The sequence below is a fragment of the Streptomyces sp. NBC_01276 genome (assembly GCF_041435355.1).
Taxonomy (GTDB): domain Bacteria; phylum Actinomycetota; class Actinomycetes; order Streptomycetales; family Streptomycetaceae; genus Streptomyces.
The window spans coordinates 5336692-5363288 of the sequence record NZ_CP108442.1 but is presented as its reverse complement, the minus strand read 5'-3'; the positions used below and the strand labels follow the sequence as shown (position 1 = coordinate 5363288).

Annotated in this window: 27 protein-coding genes and 1 pseudogene; 15 read left to right on the top strand and 13 right to left on the bottom strand. The window is 72.7% G+C overall.

All coding sequences use genetic code 11. From position 1 onward, the window contains the following. Positions 1-8 precede the first annotated feature (8 nt). Positions 9-485: a hypothetical protein gene (locus OG295_RS24095; protein WP_371678747.1), complete on the top strand. Its 477-nt coding sequence runs from the start codon at positions 9-11 to the stop codon at positions 483-485. On the opposite strand, the gene OG295_RS24090 is transcribed toward OG295_RS24095, so the two are convergent. The 3 genes from OG295_RS24090 to OG295_RS24080 are packed head-to-tail and all read right to left on the bottom strand — an operon-like array spanning position 482 to position 3415. Further along, positions 482-1423, bottom strand: a complete 942-nt coding sequence (locus OG295_RS24090) for a 3-oxoacyl-ACP reductase (protein WP_371678746.1) — start codon at positions 1421-1423, stop codon at positions 482-484. The genes OG295_RS24095 and OG295_RS24090 overlap by 4 nt on opposite strands. Before the next feature lie 24 nt (positions 1424-1447). Then, the gene (locus tag OG295_RS24085; protein WP_371678745.1) at positions 1448-2524 is read right to left on the bottom strand and encodes a Zn-dependent alcohol dehydrogenase; all 1077 of its coding nucleotides are present in this window, start codon (positions 2522-2524) and stop codon (positions 1448-1450) included. A gap of 36 nt (positions 2525-2560) precedes the next feature. After that, positions 2561-3415, bottom strand: coding sequence for a MaoC/PaaZ C-terminal domain-containing protein (locus tag OG295_RS24080; protein WP_371678744.1), 855 nt, complete (start codon positions 3413-3415; stop codon positions 2561-2563). A gap of 266 nt (positions 3416-3681) precedes the next feature. On the opposite strand from OG295_RS24080, the gene OG295_RS24075 reads away from it, so the two are divergent. Further along, positions 3682-4041, top strand: coding sequence for a DNA-binding response regulator (locus tag OG295_RS24075; protein WP_371681289.1), 360 nt, complete (start codon positions 3682-3684; stop codon positions 4039-4041). A 243-nt stretch (positions 4042-4284) separates the two neighbouring features. Here OG295_RS24075 and OG295_RS24070 read toward each other — a convergent pair whose 3' ends face one another. Further along, positions 4285-5601 (bottom strand): cytochrome P450, encoded by a 1317-nt coding sequence (locus tag OG295_RS24070; protein ID WP_371678743.1) that lies wholly within the window; start codon positions 5599-5601, stop codon positions 4285-4287. A gap of 191 nt (positions 5602-5792) precedes the next feature. On the opposite strand from OG295_RS24070, the gene OG295_RS24065 reads away from it, so the two are divergent. Beyond that, positions 5793-6845, top strand: coding sequence for an amidohydrolase family protein (locus tag OG295_RS24065; RefSeq protein ID WP_371678742.1), 1053 nt, complete (start codon positions 5793-5795; stop codon positions 6843-6845). A gap of 135 nt (positions 6846-6980) precedes the next feature. Here the strand turns inward: OG295_RS24065 and OG295_RS24060 are convergent, their stop codons facing one another. Both OG295_RS24060 and OG295_RS24055 read right to left on the bottom strand, forming a co-directional pair. Then, the gene (locus OG295_RS24060) at positions 6981-8165 is read right to left on the bottom strand and encodes a lipid-transfer protein (RefSeq protein ID WP_266838778.1); all 1185 of its coding nucleotides are present in this window, start codon (positions 8163-8165) and stop codon (positions 6981-6983) included. Positions 8166-8185: 20 nt separating this feature from the next. Further along, positions 8186-10318: an acyl-CoA dehydrogenase gene (locus tag OG295_RS24055; protein WP_371678741.1), complete on the bottom strand. Its 2133-nt coding sequence runs from the start codon at positions 10316-10318 to the stop codon at positions 8186-8188. 150 nt (positions 10319-10468) lie between these two features. Between OG295_RS24055 and OG295_RS24050 the strand changes: the two genes are divergently transcribed. Both OG295_RS24050 and OG295_RS24045 read left to right on the top strand, forming a co-directional pair. Further along, positions 10469-10669 (top strand): hypothetical protein, encoded by a 201-nt coding sequence (locus OG295_RS24050; RefSeq protein ID WP_371678740.1) that lies wholly within the window; start codon positions 10469-10471, stop codon positions 10667-10669. A gap of 290 nt (positions 10670-10959) precedes the next feature. Further along, a complete protein-coding gene (locus OG295_RS24045; protein ID WP_371678739.1) occupies positions 10960-11172 on the top strand; it encodes a hypothetical protein in 213 nt (70 codons plus the stop codon). Between the two features lie 90 nt (positions 11173-11262). Here OG295_RS24045 and OG295_RS24040 read toward each other — a convergent pair whose 3' ends face one another. Together OG295_RS24040 and OG295_RS24035 are read right to left on the bottom strand one after the other, a co-directional pair. Then, entirely contained in the window at positions 11263-11787 is a 525-nt protein-coding gene (locus OG295_RS24040; protein ID WP_371678738.1) for an AAA family ATPase, read from the bottom strand. A gap of 53 nt (positions 11788-11840) precedes the next feature. Further along, positions 11841-12449, bottom strand: a complete 609-nt coding sequence (locus OG295_RS24035) for a hypothetical protein (RefSeq protein ID WP_371678737.1) — start codon at positions 12447-12449, stop codon at positions 11841-11843. Positions 12450-12514: 65 nt separating this feature from the next. Here OG295_RS24035 and OG295_RS24030 point away from each other — a divergent pair, with 65 nt between their 5' ends. Further along, positions 12515-13606, top strand: coding sequence for an IS630 family transposase (locus OG295_RS24030; protein ID WP_371678736.1), 1092 nt, complete (start codon positions 12515-12517; stop codon positions 13604-13606). A gap of 163 nt (positions 13607-13769) precedes the next feature. On the opposite strand, the pseudogene OG295_RS24025 reads toward OG295_RS24030, so the two are convergent. Further along, positions 13770-14330: pseudogene (locus tag OG295_RS24025) on the bottom strand (serine/threonine-protein kinase); the annotation flags it as partial. Next, positions 14330-15928 (bottom strand): serine/threonine-protein kinase, encoded by a 1599-nt coding sequence (locus OG295_RS24020; protein WP_371678735.1) that lies wholly within the window; start codon positions 15926-15928, stop codon positions 14330-14332. The gene OG295_RS24020 and the pseudogene OG295_RS24025, both read right to left, overlap by 1 nt. A 92-nt stretch (positions 15929-16020) precedes the next feature. Between OG295_RS24020 and OG295_RS24015 the strand changes: the two genes are divergently transcribed. Together OG295_RS24015 and OG295_RS24010 are read left to right on the top strand one after the other, a co-directional pair. Then, positions 16021-17046 (top strand): hypothetical protein, encoded by a 1026-nt coding sequence (locus OG295_RS24015; protein ID WP_371678734.1) that lies wholly within the window; start codon positions 16021-16023, stop codon positions 17044-17046. Between the two features lie 33 nt (positions 17047-17079). Then, the gene (locus tag OG295_RS24010) at positions 17080-17589 is read left to right on the top strand and encodes a hypothetical protein (protein ID WP_371678733.1); all 510 of its coding nucleotides are present in this window, start codon (positions 17080-17082) and stop codon (positions 17587-17589) included. Between the two features lie 4 nt (positions 17590-17593). On the opposite strand, the gene OG295_RS24005 is transcribed toward OG295_RS24010, so the two are convergent. Together OG295_RS24005 and OG295_RS24000 are read right to left on the bottom strand one after the other, a co-directional pair. Then, positions 17594-17782 carry a DUF397 domain-containing protein gene (locus OG295_RS24005; RefSeq protein WP_371678732.1) on the bottom strand — a complete coding sequence of 63 codons (189 nt, stop codon included), beginning with the start codon at positions 17780-17782 and terminating at the stop codon, positions 17594-17596. After that, positions 17742-18590 carry a helix-turn-helix domain-containing protein gene (locus OG295_RS24000; RefSeq protein ID WP_371678731.1) on the bottom strand — a complete coding sequence of 283 codons (849 nt, stop codon included), beginning with the start codon at positions 18588-18590 and terminating at the stop codon, positions 17742-17744. The genes OG295_RS24005 and OG295_RS24000 overlap by 41 nt, the downstream gene beginning before the upstream one ends. Before the next feature lie 84 nt (positions 18591-18674). Between OG295_RS24000 and OG295_RS23995 the strand changes: the two genes are divergently transcribed. From OG295_RS23995 to OG295_RS23985, 3 genes are all read left to right on the top strand, one after another. After that, entirely contained in the window at positions 18675-19085 is a 411-nt protein-coding gene (locus OG295_RS23995; RefSeq protein ID WP_371678730.1) for an ATP-binding protein, read from the top strand. Positions 19086-19178: 93 nt separating this feature from the next. Beyond that, complete coding sequence (locus OG295_RS23990) at positions 19179-21023, top strand: protein kinase (protein WP_371678728.1); 1845 nt, start codon at positions 19179-19181, stop codon at positions 21021-21023. Between the two features lie 161 nt (positions 21024-21184). Then, the gene (locus OG295_RS23985; RefSeq protein WP_371678726.1) at positions 21185-21826 is read left to right on the top strand and encodes a class I SAM-dependent methyltransferase; all 642 of its coding nucleotides are present in this window, start codon (positions 21185-21187) and stop codon (positions 21824-21826) included. A gap of 63 nt (positions 21827-21889) precedes the next feature. Here OG295_RS23985 and OG295_RS23980 read toward each other — a convergent pair whose 3' ends face one another. Next, a complete protein-coding gene (locus OG295_RS23980) occupies positions 21890-22765 on the bottom strand; it encodes a class I SAM-dependent methyltransferase (protein ID WP_371678725.1) in 876 nt (291 codons plus the stop codon). Positions 22766-22982: 217 nt separating this feature from the next. Between OG295_RS23980 and OG295_RS23975 the strand changes: the two genes are divergently transcribed. The 4 genes from OG295_RS23975 to OG295_RS23960 all read left to right on the top strand — a co-directional run bounded on the left by OG295_RS23975 (position 22983) and on the right by OG295_RS23960 (position 26537). Beyond that, complete coding sequence (locus OG295_RS23975; protein WP_371678723.1) at positions 22983-23987, top strand: N-acetylmuramoyl-L-alanine amidase; 1005 nt, start codon at positions 22983-22985, stop codon at positions 23985-23987. Between the two features lie 156 nt (positions 23988-24143). After that, complete coding sequence (locus tag OG295_RS23970) at positions 24144-24986, top strand: hypothetical protein (protein ID WP_371681288.1); 843 nt, start codon at positions 24144-24146, stop codon at positions 24984-24986. Between the two features lie 127 nt (positions 24987-25113). Next, positions 25114-26124: an LLM class F420-dependent oxidoreductase gene (locus tag OG295_RS23965; protein WP_371678721.1), complete on the top strand. Its 1011-nt coding sequence runs from the start codon at positions 25114-25116 to the stop codon at positions 26122-26124. A gap of 155 nt (positions 26125-26279) precedes the next feature. Next, on the top strand, positions 26280-26537 hold the full coding sequence (locus tag OG295_RS23960) for a peptidoglycan-binding protein (RefSeq protein WP_371678720.1): 258 nt from the start codon (positions 26280-26282) through the stop codon (positions 26535-26537). The last annotated feature ends 60 nt before the right edge of the window (positions 26538-26597 follow it).

Below are 26597 nucleotides of genomic sequence, written 5' to 3'. Positions count from 1 at the left end.
ATGGCCGCGTGAGCAGCCAGACCGACGTCTTCAGACTCTTCAGCTACCGGCCTTGCGGGCAGGACCTGCTGGTGCGCGTGGTCCGGCCCGCCGCCGCGAACGCCGACCAAGGGGCGCTGGACGCCGCCGACGCCGCGGCCGACGCGGCGACGCGGCGGCTCACCGCCCGGTGGGAGCGGGAGCACCTGCGGTCCGGATGCCCCCACCGGCACACGCCGAGCCTGGTCGCCGAGATGCAGGAGGCGCCCGTCGGGGAGGAGCTGTACGGCTCCGGCCGCCGCCGGCTCGGGGTGTGGGTGGCGCGCACCGGGTACGGCGCGCCGTGGATGGTCCTGGGGACCGCGCCGACCGAGGCGCAGTTCTGGGAGGAGGTCCGGGACGACCCGGACCTCCTCGGTCTCGGCCCCCTGGCGCCCGCCGATCTGCGCCGGGTGTGTTTCCTCACCGACGGGGACGAAGCGCCCCCGTCGGCCCCGGCCGTCTAGCCGTGCTTGAGGCCCAGGACCTCGGCGGCCGCGAAGGTCTCGTTCGGCGGGCGGGAGTCGTAGTGCGGGGTGAGGAGCCCGTCGAGCTCCTCGTAGGAGAAGGACTCCTTGGCGGTGTCGAACTTGGCCGCCACCCTGGGGCGTTCCATCACGACCACGATCCCGCCGTGCACGACGAACAGCTGCCCGTTGGCCTTCGCCGAGGCCGGCGAGGCCAGGTAGCCGACCAGCGGGGCGACGTGCTCGGGGGCGAGGGCGTCGAGTTTGCCCTCCTCCGGCTCCTGGAAGCCCGCGAAGACGTCCTCGGTCATCCGGGTGCGGGCGCGCGGGCAGATGGCGTTGGCCGTCACCCCGTACTTGGCCAGGGCCAGGGCGGTCGAGGTGGTCAGGCCCACGATGCCGCCCTTGGCGGCCGCGTAGTTGGGCTGGCCCGCCGAGCCGCCGAGGAAGGCCTCGGAGGAGGTGTTGACGATCCGGCCGTAGACCGGGCCGCCCGCCGCCTTGGAGCGTTCCCGCCAGTGCGCGGCGGCGAAGTGGGTGGTGTTGAAGTGACCCTTGAGGTGGACCCGGATCACCGAGTCCCACTCCTCCTCCGACATGGAGAAGATCATCCGGTCCCGCAGGATGCCCGCGTTGTTGACGAGGACGTCCAGCCTGCCGAACCGGGAGACGGCCAGTTCCACCAGGTCCCGGGCCTGCTCGAAGTCGGCCACGTCACCGAGGTGCGCCACCGCCCGTCCGCCCGCCGCACGGATCTCGGCGGCCACCTCCTCGGCCGGGGCGGCGGACGCCTCCCCCGAACCGTCCCGGCCGCTCTGGCCGAAGTCGTTGACGACCACGCTCGCGCCGAGGCGGGCCAGTTCGATCGCCTCGGCCCGGCCGAGACCGCGGCCGGCGCCGGTGACGACGGCGCTGAGCCCCTCAAGTGGCAGTGACATCTACCGGATTCCTCTCAGAGCGGGTCAGAGTTCGATGCAGGTGCGCAGCGCGACGCCGGTGCGCATCTGGTCGAGGGCGTCGTTGATCTCGGCGAGCCGGACCCGGTGGGTGATCAGGCTCTCCAGGTCGACCCGGCCGGCCCGCCACAGGGCGATGGTGCGCTCGTAGGAGCGGAGCACGTCCCCGCCCCCGTACATCGACGGGAGGATCTTCTTCTCGTCGAAGAACAGCGAGAACATGTCGACCTGGAAGGTGTCGTCGAGGGCGCCGGCGCCGACGATGACGACGCTGCCGCCGCGGCGGGTCGTCTTGTAGGCGGTCTGCGCGGTGGCGGACTTGCCGACGACCTCGAAGACGTAGTCGAAGCCCTCCCCGGAGGTGATCCGGTTCTTGGCGTCGTCCAGGGCATCGGGGGCCACGGCCTCCGTCGCGCCGAAGCGCAGGGCCGCCTCGCGCCGGGAGGCGACGGGGTCGACGGCGACGATCTGCGCGGCGCCCTGCAGCTTGGCGCCCTGGATGACGGAGATGCCGACGCCTCCGCAGCCGATGACGGCGACCGAGGAACCGGCCTCCACCTTGGCGGTGTTGATGGCGGCGCCCAGCCCGGTGGTGACGCCGCAGCCGATGAGGGCGGCGATGTCGAAGGGCACGTCGTCGGGGATCGGGACGGCGCACTTGGCGTCGACGACGAGCTCCTCGGCGAAGGTGCCGGTGGCGGCGAAGCCGAAGACGTCCCCGCCCGCGCGCCGGAAGTTGGGGGTGCCCGCGTTGACGAGGCTCTCCAGGCAGAGGTGGCCCTGCCCGCGCTTGCAGGCCGCGCAGTGCCCGCACGGCGGCAGCCAGCAGACCAGGACCCGGTCGCCCTGCTTGAGGTGGGTGACCCCGTCACCCACGTCGGCGATCACCCCGGAGCCCTCGTGGCCGGGGACGAAGGGGGCCGGCTGCGGCAGTACGCCACTCATCGCGGAGAGGTCGGAGTGGCACAGGCCGGTGGCCCTGATGCGGATCTTCACCTTGCCGGGGCCCAGGCCCACGGCCTCGATGTCGTCGACGACCTCCAGCTTGTCCTGGCCTATCTCGCTCTGCAGTGCTGCGCGCACGGTGCGGCTCCTTCTGTGGTCGCAGGTCGGACGGTCTTACGCGTGTTCGACGACGGTGTCGGCGAGGACCGGGGCGTCGTCCCGGTCGACGGCGGTCACCGAGACCAGGACCCGGCCGGTCTCCTGCCACATCCGGATGCGCAGCGTCTCGCCGGGGAAGACGATCCCGGCGAAGCGCGTGCGGTAGGCGCGGACCCGGGAGACGTCGCCGCCGAGGACGGTGTCGACGACGGCCTTGAGGGCCATCCCGTACGAGCAGAGCCCGTGCAGGATCGGCCGGTCGAAGCCGGCCAGCTTGGCGAACTCCGGGTCGGCGTGCAGGGGGTTCCAGTCACCGGAGAGCCGGTAGAGCAGGGCCTGCTCCTCGCGGATGGTGCGCTCCTCGGTGCGGTCGGGGGCCCGCTCGGGCTGTCCGGCCCTGACGGAGGGCCCGCGCTCGCCGCCGAAGCCGCCTTCTCCCCGGACGAAGAGCTGCGCGTCGCTGGTCCACAGCGGCCCGTCGGCGTCCGCGACCTCGGAGCGCAGGACGATCACGGCCGCCTTGCCCTTGTCGTAGACGGCGGCGACCTTGGAGGTGGAGGTGGCCCGCCCCTTGACGGGGATCGGGCGGTGCAGCTCGATGGAGTGCCCGCCGTGCAGGACGGCGGCGAGGTTCACGTCGATGCCGGGGGCCGCGAGGCCGCCCAGCATGGCCATGCCGGCGCCGGCGACGGTCGCGAAGCTGGGCAGCACGTGGAGCTTGGACTCCAGGGTGTAGCGCAGCTCGTCGGGGTCGGTGGCCGGGAGCCCGGCACCGAGGCCGAGGTGGTAGAGCTGGATGTCCTTGTGGTCCCAGCCGATGTCCCCCTGGCGGGGTTCGGCGGCGAGGGCCTTGGCGGCATCGATCGGCATGGGGATGCTGCTCCCTGGGTCGGGGCGCCGCGATCTCGCGCGAGCACCGCTGCCTTGGAAGACCTCGGCGCGGCCGTCCGCACCGTCAGCCGCACCGAGGTCGTACGCGGAACCGTTCTAGAACGCGTTCTAGCGCCGGTTGAAGGAATGTATAACGCACGCCCGATCACTTGGGAAGACTCCTGACTTCACGTCAGATCGGGCGGCGGGGTGGCGTGTTGCCGCCTGCCCCAGGTGGGGGGCGTTACGCTGCGCCGGTGGACGAAATGCCCGTGACGCACCGGCCCGCCCGCTCCCTGCGCGTCCTGCTCGACCCGCCGGACCCGGCCCTCGCGGTCCATCTCGGCCTCCAGCCGGATATCGAGGTGGTCACCTCCGCGACGGCCCGGCCGGCGGTGGCGCTGGTGGAGGACCTCGCCTCGGTGACGGCCCTGCTGGAGGACGATCCGGAGTGCCGGGTCCTGGTCGCCACGGGCTCGGCGCACCCCGGGCTGCGGGAGGCGGCCCTGGCGGCGGGCGCCGCGGGGCTGGTCCTGCGGGACGGGCCGGTCGCGGAGCTGGCGGAGTGCATGCGCCGCGCGGCCACGGGCGAAACGGTGGTGGACCCGTCCCTCGCGGGCCCGTAGCGCGGACCGTGGCCCGGGTCCGTGGCCCGGGTCCGTGGCCCGGGTCCGTGGCCCGGGTCCGTGGCCCGGGTCCGTGGCCCGGGTCCGTGGCCCGGGTCCGTGGCCCGGGTCCGTGGCCCGGGTCCGTGGCCCGGGTCCGCAGCGCGGACCGTGGCGCACGGCCTGCCGTGGCGCGCGTAGGGGAAGGCACTCCGCCGGCGGCTGAGGCGGAGGGCCTTCCCCTACGGGGCGGGGGCCCCGGTGTCAGGCGCCCCGCCCGGGAGCCGGGGCGGTCCAGTCGTCGACCGTCCGCGAGGGGTCCAGCGCCACGGGCAGCTTCTCCAGCCCCCGGAAGGCCGGGAACGGCCCCTTGAGCCAGTCCCCGGCCTCGGAGTCCGGCAGCGCCAGGACCATGTCGGGGAAGCGGTCGAGCAGTGCGGTGAGGCAGATCTCCAGCTCCAGCCGGGCCAGCGGGGCGCCCAGGCAGAAGTGGGGGCCGAAGCCGAAGCCGAGGTGTTCGCGCTGGAGGTGTTCGCGGGTGATGTCCAGGGTGTCCGGCGCGGGGAACTTCTCCGGGTCGCGGTTGGCGGCCGTCAGGGCGATCTGCACGATCGCGCCCTGCGGAATGAGCGTTCCGCCGATTTCCACGTCCTCCAATGCGTACCGGAAGGTGGAGGTTTCCACGGAGCCTTCGAAGCGGAGGAGTTCTTCGATGGCCTGCGGCAGGAGTTCGCGGTTCTCCTGCAGCGCCCTCAGCTGTTCGGGATGGGTGAGCAGATTGAAGACGGAATTGCCGATCTGCAGGGTGGTCGTCTTGTGCCCGGCGAAGAGCAGCACCCAGATCATCGAGACGAGTTCGTCGTCGGTCAGCGGTTCTTCCTCGTGCCGCGTCTGCACCAGGACGGTCAGGAAGTCGTCCGTGGGATTCGCGCGGGTGCACCGGATGTGTTCGGTGAAGTAGTCCCGCAGCCAGTGTTCGGCCTCTACGAGGTCTTCCTTCATGTCCTTGCTGAACCGGGAGCGCGTCACGACCGAGAACCACTTCAGGACCTCGGTGCGCTCGACCCCGACGATGCCGAGCAGTTCGCAGATGACCATGACGGGCAGCGGCAGCGCGAAGGCCTTCATGAGGTCGACGGGCTCGTCCGTCGGGCACCGGTCCAGGAGCTCGTTCGCGAGTTCCTCGATGTGCGGGCGCAGGTCCTTGACGTGGCGCGGCGTGAACGCGGTCTTCGCGATGTGGCGCAGCCGGGTGTGCCGGGGCGGGTCCGCGAAGAGGAGGTTGTCGTCGAGCGTCTCGCAGGCGTCCCCGAAGAGCGCGTGGTAGAGGTCGATGGCCTCGTGCATGTCCTTGCCGATGCGGGGATCGGCGAGGGCCGCGTGGGCGTCCTCGTAGCGGGTGATGAGGTAGGTGTCCACCCCGTGGCGGGGGGTGAGCCGGGCGACGGGGGCCTGTTCGCGCAGGACCTTGTAGACCGGATGGGGGCACTGCCGGTACTCCGGCGTACTCAGGGTCGCCGCCTTCACCGCTTCGCCCAGCGCGAGGCCGTCGTTCACCGCCGCAGTCGGTTCAGTCGTCACGCGCAGAAACCTTTCGCTTTTCCCGGAACGGACAGTCGGCTCCTTTCCCCGGGCGCGTCGTGGACGAAACCGCGTTGACCCGTTCGGAGCCTAAAGCTCCCTCCGGGGAATGTCCGGCGGAAAGCGGCCGGAGCCCGCCCTAGGGTGTGCGGTGATCCCCATTTTCGCGCCCGATGAAAGGGAATGCGCGCATGCCGGAATACGGAGCGATCGGTATCACCGCCGGCGGAACGGCACGGCCGGACGCGGCGGACCCGGCGGGCGGTGAGGACGACGGCAGCCGGGCCGTGATCGACGTCCACCACCACTTCTGCGCGCCCGCCTGGCGCGAGTGGGCCGAGCGGCGGGGGCTGGTGAACCCGAAGGCGATGGCCCCGTGGGCGCGCTGGGACGCGGAGACCGCGCTGGGGCTGATGGACCGGGCGGGAATCGCCACCGCCGTGCTCAAGCCGATGATGTACGCCCGCTACGAGAGCTCCGCGCAACTGCGCGAGGCGACGAAGGTCACCCTGCGGGCGGCGGTGGAGGTGGTCCAGGCACATCCGGGGCGGTTCGTCTTCCACACCCCGCTGTTCCTGGAGGACCCCGAGGTGTCCTCGTGGGCGCTGCGGTACGGCCTGGACGAGCTGGGCGCGGTCGGCGTGAACGTGACCGCCAACCACGGCGGCGTCTACCTCGGCGACCCCTCCTACGACGGGATCTTCGCCGAACTCGACGAGCGGTCGGCGGTCGTCGACACCCACCCGCACAACCTGCCCGGCGGCCCGCCCGGCGCCCCGCCCGGCGCGGCGACCGTGCCGGGGCTGCCGAACTTCCTGTGCGACTTCCTCCTCGACACCACCCGCGCCGCCGCGAACATGATCCGCAACCGGACGCTGGACCGCTTCCCGAACCTGTCGGTGATCCTGCCCCACGGCGGCGGCTTCCTCCCGCACATCGCGGCCCGGCTGGAGGCCTTCGCGCACTCCTTCGACCCGCCCGTGGAACCCGCCGCCGTACGGGACCACCTGCACCGCTTCTACTACGACACCGCCGGCCCGCTGTCCCCGGCGGGCACCCTGCTGGCCACGGTGTCCCCGGACCGGATCCTCTTCGGCAGCGACTGGCCGGCCTGCCCGGCCTCCGTGGTCACGGACGTCGCGGTGCCCGCGCTGGCCGCCGACCCGGCGTTCACCCCGGCGCTGCGCCGGGCCGTGAACCGGGAGAACGCGCTGCGCCTGATGCCGGCCCTGGTGCGCGTCTGACACGCCGCCCCCGCGGGACGCCCCGCCCGCCCTGCCCGCCCCCGCCGCTCGCCGGGGCGGGCAGGTCGAGCGGGGCAGGGCGGGCGGGGCGGGCCGGGCAAGGCCGAGCGGGGCGGGCCGGGCGGCCCCGGCCCGTCAGCGGCGCAGCAGGGTGACCACCGCCGCGCCGCCCAGCCCGATGTTGTGCGCCAGCCCGACCCCGGCTCCGGGGACCTGCCGGGCCCCGGCCTCGCCGCGCAGCTGCCAGACCAGCTCGGCGGCCTGCGCGAGGCCCGTGGCGCCCAGCGGGTGCCCCTTGGAGATCAGGCCGCCCGACGGGTTGACGACCCAGCGGCCGCCGTAGGTGGTGGCGCCGCTCTCGACGAGCTTGCCGGAGGCCCCGTCGGCGCACATGCCGAGCGCCTCGTAGGTGAGGAGTTCATTGACGGAGAAGCAGTCGTGCAGCTCGATGACGTCGACGTCCTCGATGCCCAGACCGGAGGCCTCGTAGACCCGCCGGGCCGCGGCGGCGGTCATGGGCTTGCCGACGACGTCGATGCAGGATCCGCCGAAGCTGTCCGCGGTGTCGGTGGTCATGGCCTGGGCGACGATCTCCACCGCCCTGTCGTGCAGCCCGTGCCGGACGACGAACCGCTCCGAGACGACCAGGGCGGCCGCCGCGCCGTCGGAGGTGGGCGAGCACTGGAGTTTGGTCAGCGGGTCGTGGATGGTCTTCGCGGCGAGGATCTCCTCCACCGTGTACACGTCCTGGAACTGGGCGTTCGGGTTGTCCGCGGAGTGCCGGTGGTTCTTGGCGCCCACCGCCGCGAGCTGCGCGGCCGTGGTCCCGTAGCGCTCCATGTGCTCGCGGGCGGCGTTCCCGAAGATCTGCGCGGTGGGCGGGGACATCTCGAAGCCGTGCCCGGCCGCCATGATCCCGTAGTGGCGGGCGACCGGGGACGTCTTGAAGTCGCCGCCGTCGGCGCCGCCGCCGAGGGCGCCGCGCTTCATCTTCTCGAAGCCGAGGGCCAGGACGCAGTCGTTCAGCCCGCCCTCGACGAACTGGCGGGCCATCATCAGGGCCGTGGAGCCGGTGGCGCAGTTGTTGTTGACGTTGTAGACGGGCACCCCGGTCAGGCCCAGTTCGTACGCGGCCCGCTGGCCCGCGGTGGAGGCCTGGAAGCAGTAGCCGACGGGCACCTGCTCGACGAGCCCGTAGTCCACGCCCGCGTCGGCCAGCGCCGCCGCGCCCGCCTCCCGCACCATGTCCCAGTACTGCCAGTCGCGCGATTCCGGCTTCTCGAACTTCGTCATGCCGACGCCGACGATGTAGGCCTTCATGTGGTGCCTTCCCTTCCCCTTCAGTCCCGCGGGAGGCCGAGGATGCGCTCGGCGACGACGTTGAGCTGGACCTGTGTGGTGCCCCCGGCGATGGTCAGGCAGCGGGACATGAGCATGCCGTGCACGGCCCGCTCCCCCACCCCCTCCCGCACCGCGCCCGCCGGGCCCAGCAGTTCGAGCGCGAGCTCGGCGGTCCGCTGCTGGTGGGGGGTCTGGACGAGTTTGCGTACGGATGCGCCCGCGCCCGGCTCCAGCCCGGACACCTGCTGGAGGGTGGTGCGCAGGCCGATGCAGGCGAGGGCGTGCGCCTCGGCGGCCAGGGCGCCGATCCGGGCCCGGTAGGAGCCGTCGAGGTCGGCGGCGCGGGCGAGGAGCGCCTCCAGGCCGGTGTCGAAGGTCATCTGGTCGGCCATGTGGACGCGTTCGTTGCCGAGGGTGTTGCGGGCGACCTTCCAGCCCCCGTCCGGGGCTCCGACGAGGGCGTCCGCGGGCAGGAGCACGTCGTCGAAGTACACCTCGTTGAAGAGGGCCTCGCCGGTGATCTCCTTCAGGGGGCGGACGTCGATGCCGGGGGTGTTCTTCATGTCGACGACGAAGTAGCCGAGGCCCTTGTGCTTGGGGACGGCCGGGTCGGTGCGGGCGAGGAGGATGCCGAAGTCGGCGGTGTGCGCGGAACTCGTCCACACCTTCTGTCCGTTGACCCTCCAGGAGCCGTCCTCCAGCCGTTCGGCCCTCGTGCGCAGGGAGGCCAGGTCGGATCCGGCGCCCGGTTCGGAGAAGAGCTGGCACCAGGTCGTGTCCCCGCGCAGCGTGGGCAGGACGTGGGCCTCGCGCTGCGCGTCGGTCCCGTAGGCGAGCAGCGAGGGCACGACCCAGGTGGCGATGCCGAGGTCGGAGAGCACGACGCCGGCCGCCTTCAGTTCCTGCTGTACGACGAGCTGTTGCAGGGGTCCGGCGCCGAGCCCGTAGGGGCGGGGCAGGTACGGGGCCGCGTAGCCGGTCGGGGCGAGGGCGCGGCGGGCGGCGGCCGGGCCGAGGCCGCGCGCGTCCCGGGCGGCGGCGCGGGCGCCTTCCCGGTACGCCTCGGCGGCCTCGGGCAGCTCCAGCCGCAGCTCGCGGCGCGCGCCGCCCGCGGCGAGGCCGACGGCCCGGATGCGGTGGCCGTCGCCGGGTCCGAGGAGCTGACGGGCGACGAGGGCCCGGCGCAGGTGGATGTGGGCGTCGTGTTCCCAGGTGAAGCCGATGCCGCCGAGGATCTGGATGCAGTCCTTGGCGCAGGAGTAGGAGGCGTCGAGGGCGGTCCCGGCGGCGAGCGCGGCCACCAGGGAACGCACCCGGGGGCTCTCGTCCGCGCTGTTCGCCGCGTCCCAGGCGAGGGCGCGGGCCTGTTCCAGGCGGACCAGCATGTCGGCGCACAGGTGCTTGACGCCCTGGAACCGTCCGATGGGCCGCCCGAACTGCTCGCGCACCTTCGCGTACTCGGCGGCCGTGCGCACCGCCCAGGCGGCGGTGCCGCAGGCGTCGGCGGCGAACAGGACGCAGGCCAGGTCCCGGACCAGGTCCGCGTCCAGCTCCAGCAGCCGGCCGGCCGGGACGAGGACCCCGCGCGCCCGCACCTCGGCGGTGGGCCGGGTCGGATCGGCGCCCTCGTGGGTACGGACGTCCAGCGCGGCGGCGTCCACGGCGAACCAGCGGGTGCCGTGCCCGGCCTCGGCGGCGACCAGTACGAGGTCGGCCTCGCCCGCGCCCAGCACGGGCGGCGCGAGCCCGTCCAGCAGGTACCCGCCCCCCTCGACGGCGACGGCGGTGACACCGCCGGGCCCCAGGGCGACCGCCCCGACCCGGCCGTCGAGCGGCTCGGCCCCGGCCCGGTCCAGGAGTACGGAGGCCAGCGCGCTCGGCAGGAACGGCCCGGGGAGCGCCCCCCGGGCGGCCTCCTCCACCACGACGGCCAGGTCCAGCAGGGTCCCGCCCTCCAGGTGCGGCGCCAGCAGTCCGGCCGCCGCGAGCCCGTCCCAGTAGCCGGGCCGCTCACCGGTCCACGGCGGGGTGTCGAGCAGCTTGCGCACCTCCTCGGGCGGCACGGCCCGCCCCACCCAGCCGCGCACGGCGTCGGCCAACTCCCGCTGCTCTTGCGTGATTCCGATGCCCATGCGCGGCAGACTAGAACACGTTCCAATCTGACGGAAGGTCAGATGGCGGTGTTCTTCGGCGCCTCCCCCCGGGCCGCCGCGACACGCTCCGACCCGATGGCCCCGACCTGGCAGAATTCCGGGACGGGGACGACCTTGAAGGTGGGGAAGATGACTTTTCTGGTACTGCTCGGCGTCCTGGTGATCGCCGTCGGCGGGTGCGTGTGCGTGGTGTGGGCGGCGCGCGGCGGCCCCGGCTGGGTCCGCGCCGTGGCGGCCGTGACCCTCGGCGCGGGCGAGCTGCTGCGCCGCTCCGCGAAGCGCCGCCGTCGGCTCGGCGGGGGCGGGAACAACGGCGGCGACGCCGGCTAGGGGGTGTCTGACGGATGTCCGTGGGGAAGGAGCGGCGTCCGGTGCGTGCTCTCGGCGTGCCGACCGGAAGCCCGCGTACTGGACGTACTTGGGCTTTCGGTCGGTGCGGCGAGAGTGCGTGCCGGGCGTCGCGACGCCGCGGATATCCGTCAGACACCCCCTAGCCCGGCGGCCGGTCGGCCGTCGCCGATACTTCCCCCATGGGAAACACGAGGACGCCGTACTGGCGCAGGATCGGGACCCCGAAGACGCTCGTCCTGTAACGCACGCCGGACCGGTGGCGGTACGCCGTGTACTTCGAGGCGCCGGTCGGCGTCGCCGACGGCCACCTCGACCAGCCCGAGCCCACGTGTGGGCCCGGGACGGCACAGAGCGCGCTCCACCGCCGGGCCGAGGAGCTGACCCACCGGGAACTGGAAGTCTCCTGGCGGCCCGCCGACCTGCCCGACTACTGGACCGGGGCCGTCACCAAGGCCGGACCGCTCCCCGATGCCGACCACTGAGCGGCGCCCGCCACCAGGGCCTGTCCGGCGGATCTTTGCGGGCTGGTGCGGGTACGTCCGGCACCGCGGCTTTGTCGTGGGCCAAAGCCGTCACGCGAACGACGGCCACCGGTCGGCCGCCCATTCCCGCCAGCTCAGCCACCCGCGCGGTGGGCTGTCGATCGTGTGCCCGTCGAGTTCCGCCGTGTCGGGCTCCTCGAAATGCGCCCGTCCGTGCAGGATGTCGGCCTCGGACATCGGCAACGTCTCCTCGGGGGTGGTCGCCCAGCGATGGGCGATCCGGGCGCGTTGGGTCGCAGTGTCTACCGGCAGGTAGATCATGCGGAAGCGCGCGTTCTCGGCCGCCACCAGCCAGCGGATCGCGGACCGCTCGTCTCGGGACCAGCAACCGTAGTCCACCACTACGTTGGTGCCGAGCTTCACCGCCTCCAGGGCGAGCCAGAGCATCCGCCCTTCCAGCACGTCGCGCTTCCCGTCCGCTTCCGATACACCGAATAGTGGGATCATCCAGTCGTCGGGCGTCAGGCGCAGGGCACCGTGCTCCTCGGCGAGCTGCCGGGCACGCGTGGTCTTGCCGGCCCCGGGCAGGCCGACCATCAGGAACAACGTGGTCACGCCCAGATCGTGTCAGGGCAGGCAGGCGGATGACCACCGCTTTACATGCTTGATCACGACCTCAGCCACAGGCGGATCGAGGCCACGGTGACGGTGCCGTAGAAGACATGGGCGCGCTTGTCGTAGCGCGTGGCCACGGCGGAGAGTGCCTGACCGGCTACGAAGACGACGTCCACATGGAACTGGACCGGCAGCGCCTGGAAGCTGAAGAACAAGGCCACCGGCCGCTTCCTGGACGCCAGCGGCTCCAGCGTCCACCTGCACGCCGAGAACGACGGCCCGTACCAGGTCTGGCACTGACCCCGCCGCGGTGAGGCCCGGCCGTCCGGCCCCCACCGCAGGGTGATCAGAGGACGCCCTCGACCGCGGCGCGGGCGATCCCCTTCGCCTGCTCCGGGCACGGCGTTCCGGTACACCGCGGGCGGCCACTGCCGGCCCACCGGGGCTACCGGACCCAGCAGCGCGAGCAGTTCGGCCGGGGCCGGCCGGGCGGCGGGGTCCTTGGCCAGGCACCGCTCCACCAGCCCGCGCAGCCCCACCGGCACCGCGGTCAGGTCGGGCTCCGCGTGGACCACGTCGTAGAGGATCTGGAGGGTGGTCGCCGCCGAGAACGGACTCCTGCCCGTCGCCGCCAGCACCAGGACCGACCCGAGCGAGAACACGTCCCCCGCCGGGGTCAGCGGCTTGCCCTAGTGACCTGAGTCAGAGGTTTGTCGTTGGTTTGGGTATGAGTCGTCCTGGTCCGAAGATTCCGCCGTTGTCGGTCACTGATGCCCAGCGTGCTGTGCTGGAGGGCTGGTTACGTCGTCGTTCGACGGCGCAGGCTTTGGCTCAGCGGTCGCGGATCGTGCTGGAGTGCGCGGAAGGCCATTCGGTGATGGAGGTGTCGCGGCGGCTTGGGGTCGCTCCGGACACGGTCCGCACCTGGCGGCGGCGCTTCATCGAGCACGGCCTGGACGGGCTGGGCGACGAGCCGCGTCCGGGCGTCCCGCGGAAGATCACCGACGCCGATGTCGAGCGGGTGATCGTCAAAACGCTGGAGGAGACGCCGAAGAACGCGACGCATTGGTCGACGAGGTCGATGGCCGCGGCCACGGGGATGTCGCAGTCGACCGTCTCAAGGATTTGGCGGGCGTTCGCACTGGCCCCGCACCGGTCGCAGACGTTCAAGCTGTCGACGGATCCGCTGTTCATCGACAAGGTCCGTGATGTTGTCGGCCTCTATCTGGACCCGCCGGAGAAGGCTTTGGTCCTGTGCGTGGACGAGAAGTCGCAGATCCAGGCCCTGGACCGGTCTCAGCCAGTTCTGCCGATGATGCCGGGCGTTCCCGAGCGCCGAAGCCACGACTACATCCGCGCCGGCACCACCACCCTCTTCGCGGCCCTCGAGGTCGCGACCGGCAAGGTCATCGGCTCCCTCCACCGCCGCCACCGGGCCGCCGAGTTCAAGAAGTTCCTGGCCAAGGTCGACAAGGAGGTCCCGGCAGATCTTCAGGTCCACCTGATCCTCGACAACTACGCGACCCACAAGACACCCGACATCAAGAAGTGGCTGCTGGCGCACCCTCGCTTTCACCTGCACTTCACACCCACCAGTGCCTCATGGCTGAACCTGGTGGAACGGTGGTTCGCCGAGCTCACACAGAAGAAGCTGAAGCGCGGCGTCCACCGTTCCGTCCAGGCCCTCGAACGCGACATCCGAGCCTGGCTCGCCGACTGGAACAACCAGCCCCGGCCCTTCGTCTGGACGAAGACCGCCGACGAGATCCTCGACAAAGTCGCCGCTTACTGCCACCGAATCTCTGACTCAGGTCACTAGGGGGTGTCTGACGGATATCCGCGGCGTCGCGACGCCCGGCACGCACTCTCGCCGCACCGACCGAAAGCCCAAGTACGTCCAGTACGCGGGCTTCCGGTCGGCACGCCGAGAGCACGCACCGGACGCCGCTCCTTCCCCACGGACATCCGTCAGACACCCCCTAGGCCTGCTCGGGCGACATGGAGGCGGGCGAGCCGATCATCCAGCCGGTCTGCGTCAGCCGGGTGTCCGTCCCGCGCTCGGCGGCCCGCGCGATGCCGAAGTCGATCACCCGGACGCCGCCCTCCGCGAGCAGCACGTTGTCCGGCTTGAGGTCCCGGTGGATCAGCCCGGCCCGGTGGATCTCCGCGAGCGCCGTCACCAGCCCGGCCGCGAGGCGGCGTACGGTCTCCTCCGGCAGCGTGCCCAGGGCCTCGACGGCCGCGCCCAGCGAGGGCCCCGCCACGAACACCGAGGCCAGCCACGGGGTCGGCGCTTCGGCGTCGGCGTCCATCACGGCGGCCGTGTACGCGCCGGACACCTTCCGGGAGGCGGCGACCTCCCGCCGGAAGCGGGCCCGGAAGCCGTCGTCGTCGGCGAACCGGGCGTGCACCTGCTTGACGGCGACCAGCCGCCCGTCCGGCCCGGCCCCCAACAGGACCCGGCCCATGCCGCCGCTGCCCAGCTCCGCGAGGAGCCGGTACGGTCCCGCCACGGCCGGGGCACCGGCGCCGAGCGGCCTCATCATCGGGGAATCGCCTCCATGGCGTTCTTGCCGAACTTCCTGGTGAGGGCCTCGCACCGGCCCTGGGGATAGTTGACCCCGCTCACGGACACGGACACCGTCTGGTTGATGTCCCGCGCGGTCAGGACGCAGTTCTCGCCGTCCTTCCTCCCCTTCTGCTGCCACAGACCCTCCTGGGCGAAGCCGAGGGTGCCGTCGCGTCTGGTCTCGCCGCGTCGGTAGCCGTCCTCGTACGCGCTCTTCGCCTGCTCGGCGCCGGTCTTTCCACCGGGCCGGGAGACGAAGACCCGCCAGGAGACGAAGACCTCGTCACCGCCACCGGTCCGCCAGACGCAGACGTTGTCCAGGCCCGCCCAACCGCCGTTGTGCTCATCCAGGCCCTGGCCCGTCGGCTTGCCGAACACGGCCGGTACGGTCATCCCCGACGCGAGCTGCTCGCAGGTCATCCGCTGCGGCCGGTACTTGTCGCCCACCTGCGCGAGCGGGATCCCGCCGGGGGTCGGCACGCTCTCCGGCACGGCGGAGGTGTACGCGAGCCAGACGAAGTGCCGCCCGGTGGCCGTCAGTCCGGTGGCGGCGGCCATGACGACCGCGACGGCCGCCGCGACCAGGTACGGGTTCCACCGGCGCCGCGGCACGGGCGGCGGCTCGACGGACGGCGGCTCGACCGGCGGCCCGGGATCCGGCGCGGGAACGGTACGCGGAGGCGGTACGGTCACCAGCCCGGCCACCTCCGCCCGCTGCTCGGCGGTCAGCCGCGGCACCGGCTCGGGCCAGGCCTCCTCGGCCGGCCGGACCCGCCCGACCAGGTCGAGCAGTTCCCACGGCGCGGGCCGCGCGGCGGGGTCCTTGGCGAGGCACCGCTCCACGATCCCGCGCAGGCCCGCCGGCACCCCGTCCAGGTCGGGCTCGGCATGGACCACGTCGAGCAGGACCTTGGGCACCGCGCCCCCGCCGCCGAACGGCACCCTCCCGGTGCAGGCCGCGACGAGGGTGGCGCCGAGCGAGAACACGTCGCTGGCCGGGGTGAGTTCCTGCCCCAGGGCCTGCTCCGGCGACATGAACGAGGGCGAGCCGATCAGCATGCCGGTGTGCGTGATCCGGGTCTGGTCCCCGACGGCCCGCACGATGCCGAAGTCGATGACCCGGACTCCGTCCTCGGCGAGCAGCACGTTCGACGGTTTGAGGTCGCGGTGGATCAGCCCGGCCCCGTGGACGTCGGCCAGCGCGTGCGCCAGCCCGGACGCCAGCCGCCGCACCGCGTACTCGGGCAGCGGCCCGCCCTCGTCCAGGGCCTGGCTCAGGGCGGGCCCGGCGACGAAGCGGGAGGCCAGCCAGGGCGTCTCCGCTTCCGGGTCCGCGTCGATCACGGGGGCGGTGTAGGCCCCGGAGACCTTGCCGGAGGCCTCGACCTCACGCCGGAAGCGGGCCCGGAACCCTTCGTCCCGGGCGAGCTCGGCGTGCACCTGCTTGACGGCCGCGAGCTGCCCGTCGGGCCCCACGGCCAGCAGCACCCGGCCCATGCCACCCCGCCCGAGCACCGCGACGGCCCGGAACGGCCCCACGTGCGTCGGCCCGGCGGCCCCTAGAACCTGCATGAGCCCCTACCCCTCGCCCGGTACGGGAGGGGATCCTACAGATCCGTCAATTCCGCTGAACGGGGAACGGCATGGGCAGGGACGCACAACCGGTGGAACAGTTACCGAACGGGGCGGCCGCCCAGAGCGGGTCCCGGGGGCGCCTGCTGCTGGGCACGGGACTGACGCTGCGCACGGTGGGACTGATCGCGGCCTTCAGCGGCAGCGGGCTGTTCCGGGCGCTCATATCCGATGCGGACCCCGACACCGAGCGGCTGCCCCTGTGGGTGCGGATAGCGATCACGGTGGCCGTCCTGGGCTCCGGCGGGCTGGCCTACGCCTACGGGTCCCGTCTCCGCCTCCGGGGCAAGCAACACCTGGCGCCGGTCATCACCTCGTTCGCCCAGCTCCGCGACGTGTCGTACGTCCTCTACCTGCGTCCCTTCCTCCTCGACGACCGGATGTCCAGAACTCCGGACGAGGCCCCCGGCTGGTTGTTCCGTTCGCCCTACGAGCTGCCCTGGCTGACGGAGGAGCACTTCCTGGTCCGCCAGTTCGCCCGCCTCGGCCGGGTCGTGGCCATCGGACAGCCGGGCGAGCGGCTGCCCCTGCTCGGTGCGGAACGCGGCTATCTCCCGCTCGACGACTGGCAAGGCACGGTCAGCGAGCTGATCCGGGGCGCCCACGTGGTGGCCCTGTCCGCCGCGCCCGGCCCGGGCACGCTCTGGGAGTTCACCGAAGCCCTGCGCACCCTCCCGCCGACCCGTCTGGTCCTGCTGATCTACTCCGGCCCCGAGGTCTACGACATCTTCCGCACGGCCGCCGCCCGCGAGTACAGCGCCCGCTCCGGCCGCCCGACGACCGCCACGCCGGCCCCGGGGTGGCCGCCGATGCCCACACTGCCGGACTGGCCGGGGCCACGCCCTCGCAGGAGGAGAATCAGGGAGGAGAAGTGGGACTTGCCGCTCAAGGGGATCATCTCCTTCGACCAGCACTGGGGCGCGACCTTCATCCCGTTCGAGCCGGTCGTCCCGCGCGTGCGCTGGTTCAAGACCGTGCGCCGCCTGCTGACCCGCGAGCTGGAGCCGGTCATCGGCCCCTTGTCGGAGCTGCCGGTCCGGGACGGCCAAAGGGCCTGACGCGGGCGGCACCCATCGGGAACCCTGGTCCGCATGGACAACATCGATGACAAGCTCTGGAACCGGAACGTCAGCGCGGCGTCCTACGCGGACACGGGCGAGAAGTACCAGGCCGCGATACTGGAGCAGTACAAGACCTACGTCGAGATGGCCGACCGGGTCAGCGGCCGGCGCAGCCTCGCCAACACGTTCTTCCTGTCCGTCAACACCGCCGCGGTGGCCACCGCGGCGGCCCTGGACGGAGACACCTGGCAGGGCGTGTCGATCCTGGCCCCGTTAGCCGGGCTGCTCATCCTGTTGACCCAGTGCTTCACCTGGTTCGTGATGATGCGGTCCTACCGGCAGCTCAACGCGGCGAAATACGCGGTGATCGGCGCACTGGAGAAGAAGCTCCCCGCCTTCGTCTACTCGGAGGCGGAGTGGTCCGTCCTGGGTCATGGCCGCGACTGGCGCACGTACCTGCCGCTGACCCAGGTCGAACAGTGGGTCCCGCCGATCTTCGCCGCCGCGTACGTACTGGGCTTCCTCGCGCTCGTGCTCTGAACGCTCAGAGCCCGCGCACGAACGCCGCGAAGGCGGCGGGGCTGACGGTGAAAGCGGGGCCTTCGGGGTTCTTGGAGTCCCGGACGGCGATGAGGCAGGGCTGGGCGGCGACTTCTACGCATTCACCACCAGTGGTGCCGCTGTACGAGGACTTACGCCACCGCGCGCCCGTCAGGTTCTGCTTGGTGTCCATAACGCTCCTCCATTACGCGGGCGATCAGCGCCGCCGAGTCCTCCACGGAGAGAGCGGCGGCCTGGAGGTGATCGTAACGGAGACAACCCTCCCTGAGGGCTTGCGGATTGGCCGTCATATGGCCCTGGACGAAGTCCTCGGTGTAGACGATGTCCGGGTCGTCGTCGAACCGCAGAAGGGTGAACGTACCGTCCAGTCCCACATGGGCGCCCGCATCGAAGGGCAGGATCTGGACCTCCACCCACTCCCGCCCTTCCAGGGCCAACAAGTGAGCGAGTTGGTTCCGCATGACCTCTCGGCCACCGATTTCCTGATGCAGCACGGCCTCGCTCAGTACGACCCACATCAGTGGCGGGTTCTCGCGGTCCATGATGCGCTGCCGCTCCATGCGGGCCGCCACTTTGGCGTCGAGATCCCCTTCCGTCCGCACACCCAGCACCGCCCGCGCGTACTCCGGCGTCTGCAGCAGCCCGTACACCAGCTGCGCCTGGAACGTCGAGATGTACGCCGCCTTCGCCTCCATCTCCGCGTACGCCTGGAACCACGTCGGCAGCTGGCTCCTCAGCACCAGCCCCACCAGCCGGGAGAAGGCCCCGTCCGTCCCCAGCGCCGCGTCGATCCGCTCCGAGAAGTCGCGGGTCGGGACCTTCCGGGCCGTCTCGATCTGCCCGATCAGGGACCCCGTGCAGAAGACGATGGCGCCCAAGTCCTCTTGCTTCAGGTCGGCTTCCTCCCGCAGGCGGCGAAGTTCGGAGCCGTAGTAGTCCAGCGGCGAGGCGCTGGGGTCGAGATTGCGGATGTTGACCATGAGGCGGTCACCCCCAAGTTCACGCCGTACGGCGTTCAGTTCGGTCTGTAGCCGAGCGTAACCGCGCGACCCCAACCTGATGGCATGAATCACGCAACTGGGTACCCCAGCACGGAAATTGGCGACACCTACCGCATGGGCTTCACCGTCAGTGAGCACTCCGCCGGGCACATGCGGCGGATCCTCCGGTGGTTCCTCGTCCGCTGGGGCCTCGACGGGGTGGCCGACGGCGCCGGGCTCGCGCTGACGGAGCTGGTCGCCAACGTCGTGCGGCACGTGCCCGACCGGGGCTGCTCGGTGCTGATCCAGCGCAGGCCGGGCGGGCTGCGGGTGGAGGTGACCGACAAGTGCCCCGCGCCCCCGCGCATGACGCCGGGCGGCGATCCCCTCGCCGAGGCAGGGCGGGGGCTGCGGCTGGTGCAGGCGGTCACCGACCGCTGGGGCGTGCTGCCCCGGCAGGCCGGGAAGACGGTGTGGTTCGAGTGCGACGGATGACGGATGACGACGGGGAACCGGCCCCGCCCTCCCCCGCCCGGAGATAATGCCCCTGCGAGTGGACGATCAAGGGGCGACGGGGGCCGAGAAGGCGTGCGGGAGATCATCGAAGAGCGTTACGAGCTGGACGAGTTGCTCGGCCGGGGCGGCTTCGGTGAGGTCTGGCGGGCCAAGGACTCCCGGGTGGGCCGCTGGGTCGCGGTGAAGATCGGATATCCGCAGACGCCGGAGGAGACGCGCCGGTTCGAGCGCGAGGCGAGCCTCGCCGGAAACCTGGCGCACCCCAACATCGCCACCATCCACGACTTCGGCCGTACCGAACGGGCCGGGCGCGACGCCGTGTTCCTGGTCATGGAGCTGCTCCAGGGCCGCAGCCTCGCCGAGGTCCTGGACTCCGGGGTGCCGGACCTGCCGGACGCCCTGGAGTGGGCCGCGCGGATCGCGGACGCGCTCGGGGCCGCGCATGACGCCGGGATCGTCCACCGGGACGTCAAGCCGGCCAATGTGATGGTCACCGAGAGCGGCGTGGTCAAGGTCCTCGACTTCGGGATCGCCAAGTCCTCGGGCGCCCCCGGGACGGAGCTGACGGCCACCGGGATGATCATCGGATCGTTCCCCTACATGGCGCCGGAGCGCTGGACCGGCGGGGCGAACGGGGTCCCCGTCGACGGGCGGGCCGATCTGTACGCCCTCGGCTGCGTGCTGACGGAACTGCTGACCGGCCGTCGGCCCTTCCCCGCCCGCGAGATGCACGAGCTGCTCGCGCACCACCTGACGACCGCGCCGCCCGCGCCCGGTTCGCTGCGCGAGGGGATCCCGGCCGCGCTGGACGCCCTGGTGCTGGCACTGCTCGCGAAGGACCCGCACGAGCGGCCGGCCGACGCCCGGGAAGTGAGCGGCAGACTCGCCGGGATCGCCCGGGACGCCGCCGCCCCCTCCGCCCCGGCCATCACTCCCGCCCCAGCCACGCCCGCCGCGTCCGTCCCCGTCGCATCATCCCCGCCCCCGCCCCCGCCCCCGCCCTCCTATTCCCCGACCGTGCACACGGCCGCCGGGGACCCCGTCCGGTCGATGTTCCAGCGGCGGCTGACGCAGGTGCTCGACGACGCCCCGGCCGACCGGGTGGTACGGCTGGACATGCTGGTCGCCGACCTGACGGAGGAGCTGGGCGCCCAGGACGCGCTGACGGTGCGGGCCTCCTACCACCGGGCCATGACCGTGCGCGGGCACTCCCCCACCGACCTGGAGCGCATCCTGCCGCGGATGGTGCGGGTGCTCGGCCTGGAGCATCCCGACACCATCGCGGCGCGTGCCGCCCACGTCGGCGAGGCCGCGGCCTACGGGCCGGGCGACGGCCGCCGCCACGAGGCCGAGCTGCGCGAGATCATCGAGCAGGCGGGCCGGGTCCTGGGCGCCGACGACCCCGTCACGCTGTCCGCCCGCTACCACCTGGCCGGGGCGCTCCAGCGCGGTGACGCGGTCCGCGACGGGCGGTGGGGCTCCGAGACCGCCGCGCAGGCGCACGCCGAGCGCGGCTGGCTGGCGCCGCTCCTGCCCGACCTGGAGCGGCGGCTGCCCGCCGACAGCCCGGTGCTGCTCGACGTACGGCGGCGGCTGGCGCACGACGCCTGGCTGCTCGGCGACTTCGTCACCGCCGCGCCCCTGTACCTGCGGCTGTACCCCGACCTCGCGGCGATGGCGGAACGCGGCGACCCGCAGACCGCGTACCGGGTGCTGCGCAGCGTCGGGGAGGCGGGGGAACCGGGCCGCGCGCTCCCGCACCTGAAGGCGCTGCTGCACCGGCTCCACCTGACGGCCGGCAACACCCACTGGCTGACCCGCGAGGTGACGGAGACCCGCGACGACTTCCGGCGGGCGCTGCGCGAGGACCGGATCTCGGACCTGGGCGGCGGCCTGTCCCGGCTCTTCGGCCGCTGAGGCGCCGGAAGCCCCCGAGGCTCCTGAGCGCGCGGGGCCTCGGAGCCGCCGGGCCGCCCGGGCCCTTCCGGACGGGGCCGGCGGCCCCCGCCCGTAGCGCCCTACCCGACGGTAGGGCAGCATGGCCCGGCACTCACTCGCAGCTCAGCAGGAGGAACGACATGGCCACCCCCAAGCCGCAGACCCTGGCCGCCTTCGAGGCCGCCAAGGGGTTCATGCCCGTGGGCGAGGGCCTCGCGCTGTACGCGGCGGCCACCGACGCGGCCGGGCTCGGGCTGCCGCTGCTGGAGGTCGGCACGTACTGCGGGCGCTCGACCATCCTGCTGGCCGACGCCGCACGCGAGGCGGGCGTGCCCGCGCTCACCGTCGACCACCACCGGGGCAGCGAGGAGCAGCAGCCGGGCTGGGAGTACCACGACCCGACGGTGGTGGACCCGGAGGTCGGTCTGATGGACACCCTCCCGACCTTCCGCCGCACCCTGCACAAGGCGGGGCTGGAGGAGCACGTCATCGCCCTGGTCGGCCGCTCGCCGCAGGTCGCGGCGGCCTGGGGCGGCCCGCTCGGGTTCGTGTTCATCGACGGCGGCCACACCGACGAGCACGCGACCGGCGACTACGAGGGCTGGGTCCCGCACCTGGCGGTGGGCGGGACGCTGGTGATCCACGACGTGTTCCCCGACCCGGCCGACGGCGGGCAGGCCCCGTACCGGATCTACCTGCGCGCGCTGGCCTCGGGCGCCTTCGAGGAGGTGTCCGTCACGGACTCCCTGCGCGTCCTGCGCCGTACCGGGGCCGGCCTGTAGCTCCGTTCTTCGCGGGCAGTTCGTTCAGGTCCCCGGCCGGCGGGGATGCGTGGGTGCGCGCTGTCACGGCCGGGCGGGAACGCTCGCCCGGGCAAGCACCGACAGACCGAACGGGCGGAGCGCGTCGGTGCGTTCCCGCCCCGCCGGGTCCATGATCTCGCGCTGCCGGACGTACTCGACCGGGTTCAGCCGGTGCTCGCGCAGGAGGGCGTCCGCCTGCTCGACGCTCAGGAACGTCCTCCAGGGCTCGCCCTGCGCGGCCGCCGCCGCCATGACCGCTTCCGCGTACGACTGCCCCGCTTCATCGCGCAGTCCGGCCGGCAGGAGGTGCTCCATGACGAGTTCGGTGCCGGGCGGGAAGCCGCTGATGGCGGCCAGCGTCTGCCCGACCGCCTCCCGGGTGAGGTACATCGTCACGCCCAGCCAGCTGACCAGGGCGGGCCGGCGCGGGTCGAAGCCGGCCCTCGCGAGGTGGCCGGCCAGCGCGTGTGCGGGCTCCTGTGCGAAGTCGAAGGGGACGAAGGCCGCGGACGGGGGGACCTCGGTCCCCGTCGCAGCCAGCAGTGCCCGCTTCCACTCCTGGGTGGCGGGCAGGTCGACCTCGAACACCGCGACACGGGCGGCGAGTTCCGACCGGTAGGCGAAGGAGTCCAGCCCCGCGCCGAGGATCACGTACTGGTCGACGCCCCGGTGGGCCAGCTCGGCCAGCCGGTCCTCCGTGTAGCGGCCTCGTGTGACGGCGGTCGTCCGCGCGCCGGCCAGAACGGGGTGGGCACCGTAGGACCGGTGGTATCCGAGGAGCTCCTCGGCGTCCTGCCCCAGGAAGGTGTGCGCCAGGGTGTCGGCGAAGATCGGGGGGCCGTCGTCGACGAGGAGGTGCGCCGCGCGCGCCGCGGCCGCCATGAGCGCCGTCCGGCTCGGCTGTCCATTGCTTGTCATGCACAGAGACACTACCGGCCATTTTGCGCATAGTATCACAAATCTATCAATATCGGAAGGGCCTCCGCATTGTGGTTCGGTAACGAATCGAAGGGCGGCGCGCGGGGCCGGTCCGGGAGCGCCCCGGCGATCCCGGCATACAAAGGGCTGATCGCACCACGCCCCCGGATGGAGCAGGGTCCGTACGGGTGCCGGTCGGGCGTTCTAGCATCGCGAGGTGCGCTACGACGACAGTTCCCCGGCCCCCGAGTCCCGCGACTCCATCAGCCCCGACCGGCGCTGGTACGCGCGCCGCTCCACCCTCGCGGTGGCGGTCGCGGTGCTCGCCCCGACCGTCCTCGCGGGCTGGGTCCTGACCCAGACCCTGGCGGGGACGGACGGCCCGCGGCCCGGCCCCGCCCCGCACCCGGCATCGCACGCGGCGGCGGCCGACGCGAAGTCCAGCACCTCCCCGGGCGCGCAGGGCGGCGCGGCGGCACCCGCGCCCGCGGCGGCCTCCGCGTCCGCCTCCGGTACGGCGGCGGCACCCGCTCCGGCCAAGGGGCCCCTCGCGGGCAAGACGGTCGTCATCGACCCCGGGCACAACACCGGGAACTTCCAGCACACCGACGAGATCGACCGCCAGGTGGACATCGGCACCAACCGCAAGGAATGCGACACCACCGGCACCACCACCAACTCGGGTTACATGGAAGCCGAGTTCAGCATGGACGTGTCCCGGCGGCTGCGCACCCTCCTGGAGGGCCGCGGACTGAAGGTGGTGCTCACCCACGAGGCCGGCACCGCCCGCCCCTGGGGCCCCTGCATCGACGAGCGCGCGCGGATCGGCAACGAGGCCCGCGCCGACGCCGTCGTGTCCGTCCACGCGGACGGCGTCTCCGCGGGCAACCGCGGCTACCACGTCATCCTCCCGGCCAAGGTCAAGGCGGGCGGCGCCGACACCGCCGCGATCGTCGGACCCTCCCGCCAGCTGGGCGAACGCATCGGCAGCAACTTCTCCCGGACCACCGGCTCCGCCCCCGCCAACTACCTGGGCTCCGGCACCGGATTGGTCGTCCGCGACGATCTGGGCGGTCTCAATCTGTCGACCCGGCCCAAGGTGTTCATCGAATGCGGCAACATGCGTGACAGCAAGGACGCGGCGCAGCTGACGAGTCCGGAGTGGCGGCAGAAGGCGGCACAGGGCATCGCGGACGGCATCGTCGGATTCCTCGGGGGGTAACCCCGGGGGGAAGCCCCTGACGGGGCGTCCCCCCGCCCCGATCCTCTCGGCCGCGGGAGACTCCGTACCATGGTGCCGCCGCCCCCGCTCAGCCCCGGTCCGCCCACGCGACCGCGGCGCCACGAGACGACCGAGACCGAGAAGGACATCAGAGACGTGAACATCCGCTCCCTCACACGAGGCGACGGCGTGGTGATCGGAGCAGCGGTGCTGCTGTTCATCGCCTCGTTCCTCGACTTCTACTCCGCCACCAACGTGGACATGCCGAGCGCGTGGGACACGGACTCCTACGGGCTGGTCCTCCCGACGGTCTTCCTGACCGGGTTCGTCGCGGCGGGCCTGCTGATCGGTGCGCGCTTCCAGCCCGAGGGCCGCAAGCTGGGCGGGCTGCCGCTGACGGCCTGGGGCGCGGTGCTGGCGGTGGCGGCCGTCTGGAACGCCCTGTGGTCGCTGATCGTCACCCCGACCCGCCTCGACCTGGGCCCCGGCTGCATCCTCGCCTTCCTGGCGACGCTGGCCCTGGCGGGCGTGACCCTCGCCGGTTCGAAGATCCCCGCGCTCGCGGGACCGCTCGTCCCGGAGCCCGGACCCGTCGCCCCCGCGCCCTACGGCGGCCACGCGCAGCAGCCGGGCAGCGGGTACGGCTACCCGGGCGGCCCGCAGCAGCAGAGCCCGTACGGGTCCACCCCGCAGCCCGTCCCGCCCTACGGAGGCGGCCCGGCCGCGCCCGCGCCGGGCCCGCAGGACGCGGGGCAGCAGCCCCCGCAGCAGCAGTCCCCGTCGCAGCCGGCCGCGGCGGCGTTCGCGCCGTTCTGGTTCGCGGTGCCGGAGGCCCGTCCCCTCTTCGGCGAGGACGGCTCCCCCGCCCCGATCGCGGAGCTCGCGCCGGGCACCTGGTACCTGGCCGTCGACCAGCGGGGCCCCTCGTCCCTGATCGCCCAGACCCAGGACGGCCGCCGCGGCGTCCTGAACGACACCTCGAACATCCAGCGGGGCTGACCCCCGCACCGAAGGCCCCCCGCCCCCACGAGCGGGGGGCCTTCGCCCTTCCCGGCGGGAGCCGCTTGCCCTACAGTCACCTGACGCAGCGTCAGATATGGGCCAACGGCCTCTCGGAGGGACCCCCATGCGCCTCGGACTCGCACTCGGCTACTGGGGCCGCGGGCCCAGCCCGGCCCACCTCGACCTCGCCACCGAGGCGGAACGCCTCGGCTACGACTCGGTGTGGACCGCCGAGGCCTGGGGCTCCGACGCCTTCACCCCCCTCACCTGGATCGCCGCGCACACCTCCCGGATCCGCCTCGGCACCGCCATCGCCCAGATGGCCGCCCGCACCCCCACCGCGACCGCCATGCACGCCCTCACCCTCGACCATCTCTCCGGCGGCCGGATGATGCTGGGCCTGGGCCTGTCCGGACCGCAGGTGGTGGAGGGCTGGTACGGGCGCCCCTTCCCGGCGAGCCCGCTCACCGCGACCCGGGAGTACGTCGACGTCGTCCGTCAGGTGCTGCGCCGCGAGGCCCCCGTCGCCCTCGACGGCCGCTTCCACCACCACCCGTACCGCGGCGAGGACGGCACCGGCCTCGGCAAGCCCCTCAAGCCCATCACCCACCCGCTGCGCGCGGACCTGCCGCTGCTGCTGGGGGCGGAGGGGCCGAAGAACATCGCCCAGACCACCCGGATCGCGGACGGCTGGCTGCCCCTGTACTGGTCGCCCACCCGCACCGACGTCTACCGGGCCTCGCTGGCCGACCTGCCCGCGGGGTTCATGATCGCCCCGATGGCCCGCGCCGCGGTCTGCGAGGACGTCGCCGCCGGGCTGCTCCCCGTCAAGGCGATGCTCGGCTTCTACATCGGGGGCATGGGCCACGCGGCCCGCAACTTCCACGCCGACCTCATGGCGCGGATGGGCTACGAGGAGGAGGCCCACCGCGTCCAGGAGCTGTTCCTCGCGGGGCGGCGCGAGGAGGCGGTGCTCGCCGTCCCGGACGCGTTCGCCGACGAGATCTCACTGGTCGGGCCGCGCGAACGGATCGCGGAACGGCTCGAACTCTGGCGCAAGGGGCCCGTCACCGACCTCCTGGTGACCGCCCCCGACCCGCACACCCTGCGGGTGCTGGCGGAGCTGAACGGCTAGGGCGGCATCCGGGGGCGGGCGGCCAACCGGCTTGGCGGTCAGTAGAGTTCAGGCCAGACCGATAGGATCCGCCGTCGCCGACCCCGGCATCCCCAACGTCGGGTACGGCTACCCCAACCCCGGCCGGTCGGTCGGTCCAGTGCGTCCAGTTCTTCGTGAACGCCTACACCAACCTGCACCTCCTGGAGGACGGCAAGTTCGGCCCCCAGACCGAGCTCGGCGTCAGGAGGCTCCAGGAGCTGTCCAACCGCACCTGGGCCACCCGTGAACTGCAGATCGACGGCGTCTTCGGCCAGGACACGGGCCAGGCCGTGCTCGAACACGTCAAGCGCAACCCCTGGACGACCGGCGACTTCACGAAGGCCACCCGCTGCGGCCACTACGTGCCCTCGCACAGCGTCGTCCTCAACTGACCCCACCGCGGCGACGCGTCCGGGCACCCGCCCGCCGGAGTCCGGCGGGCGGGTGCCCGT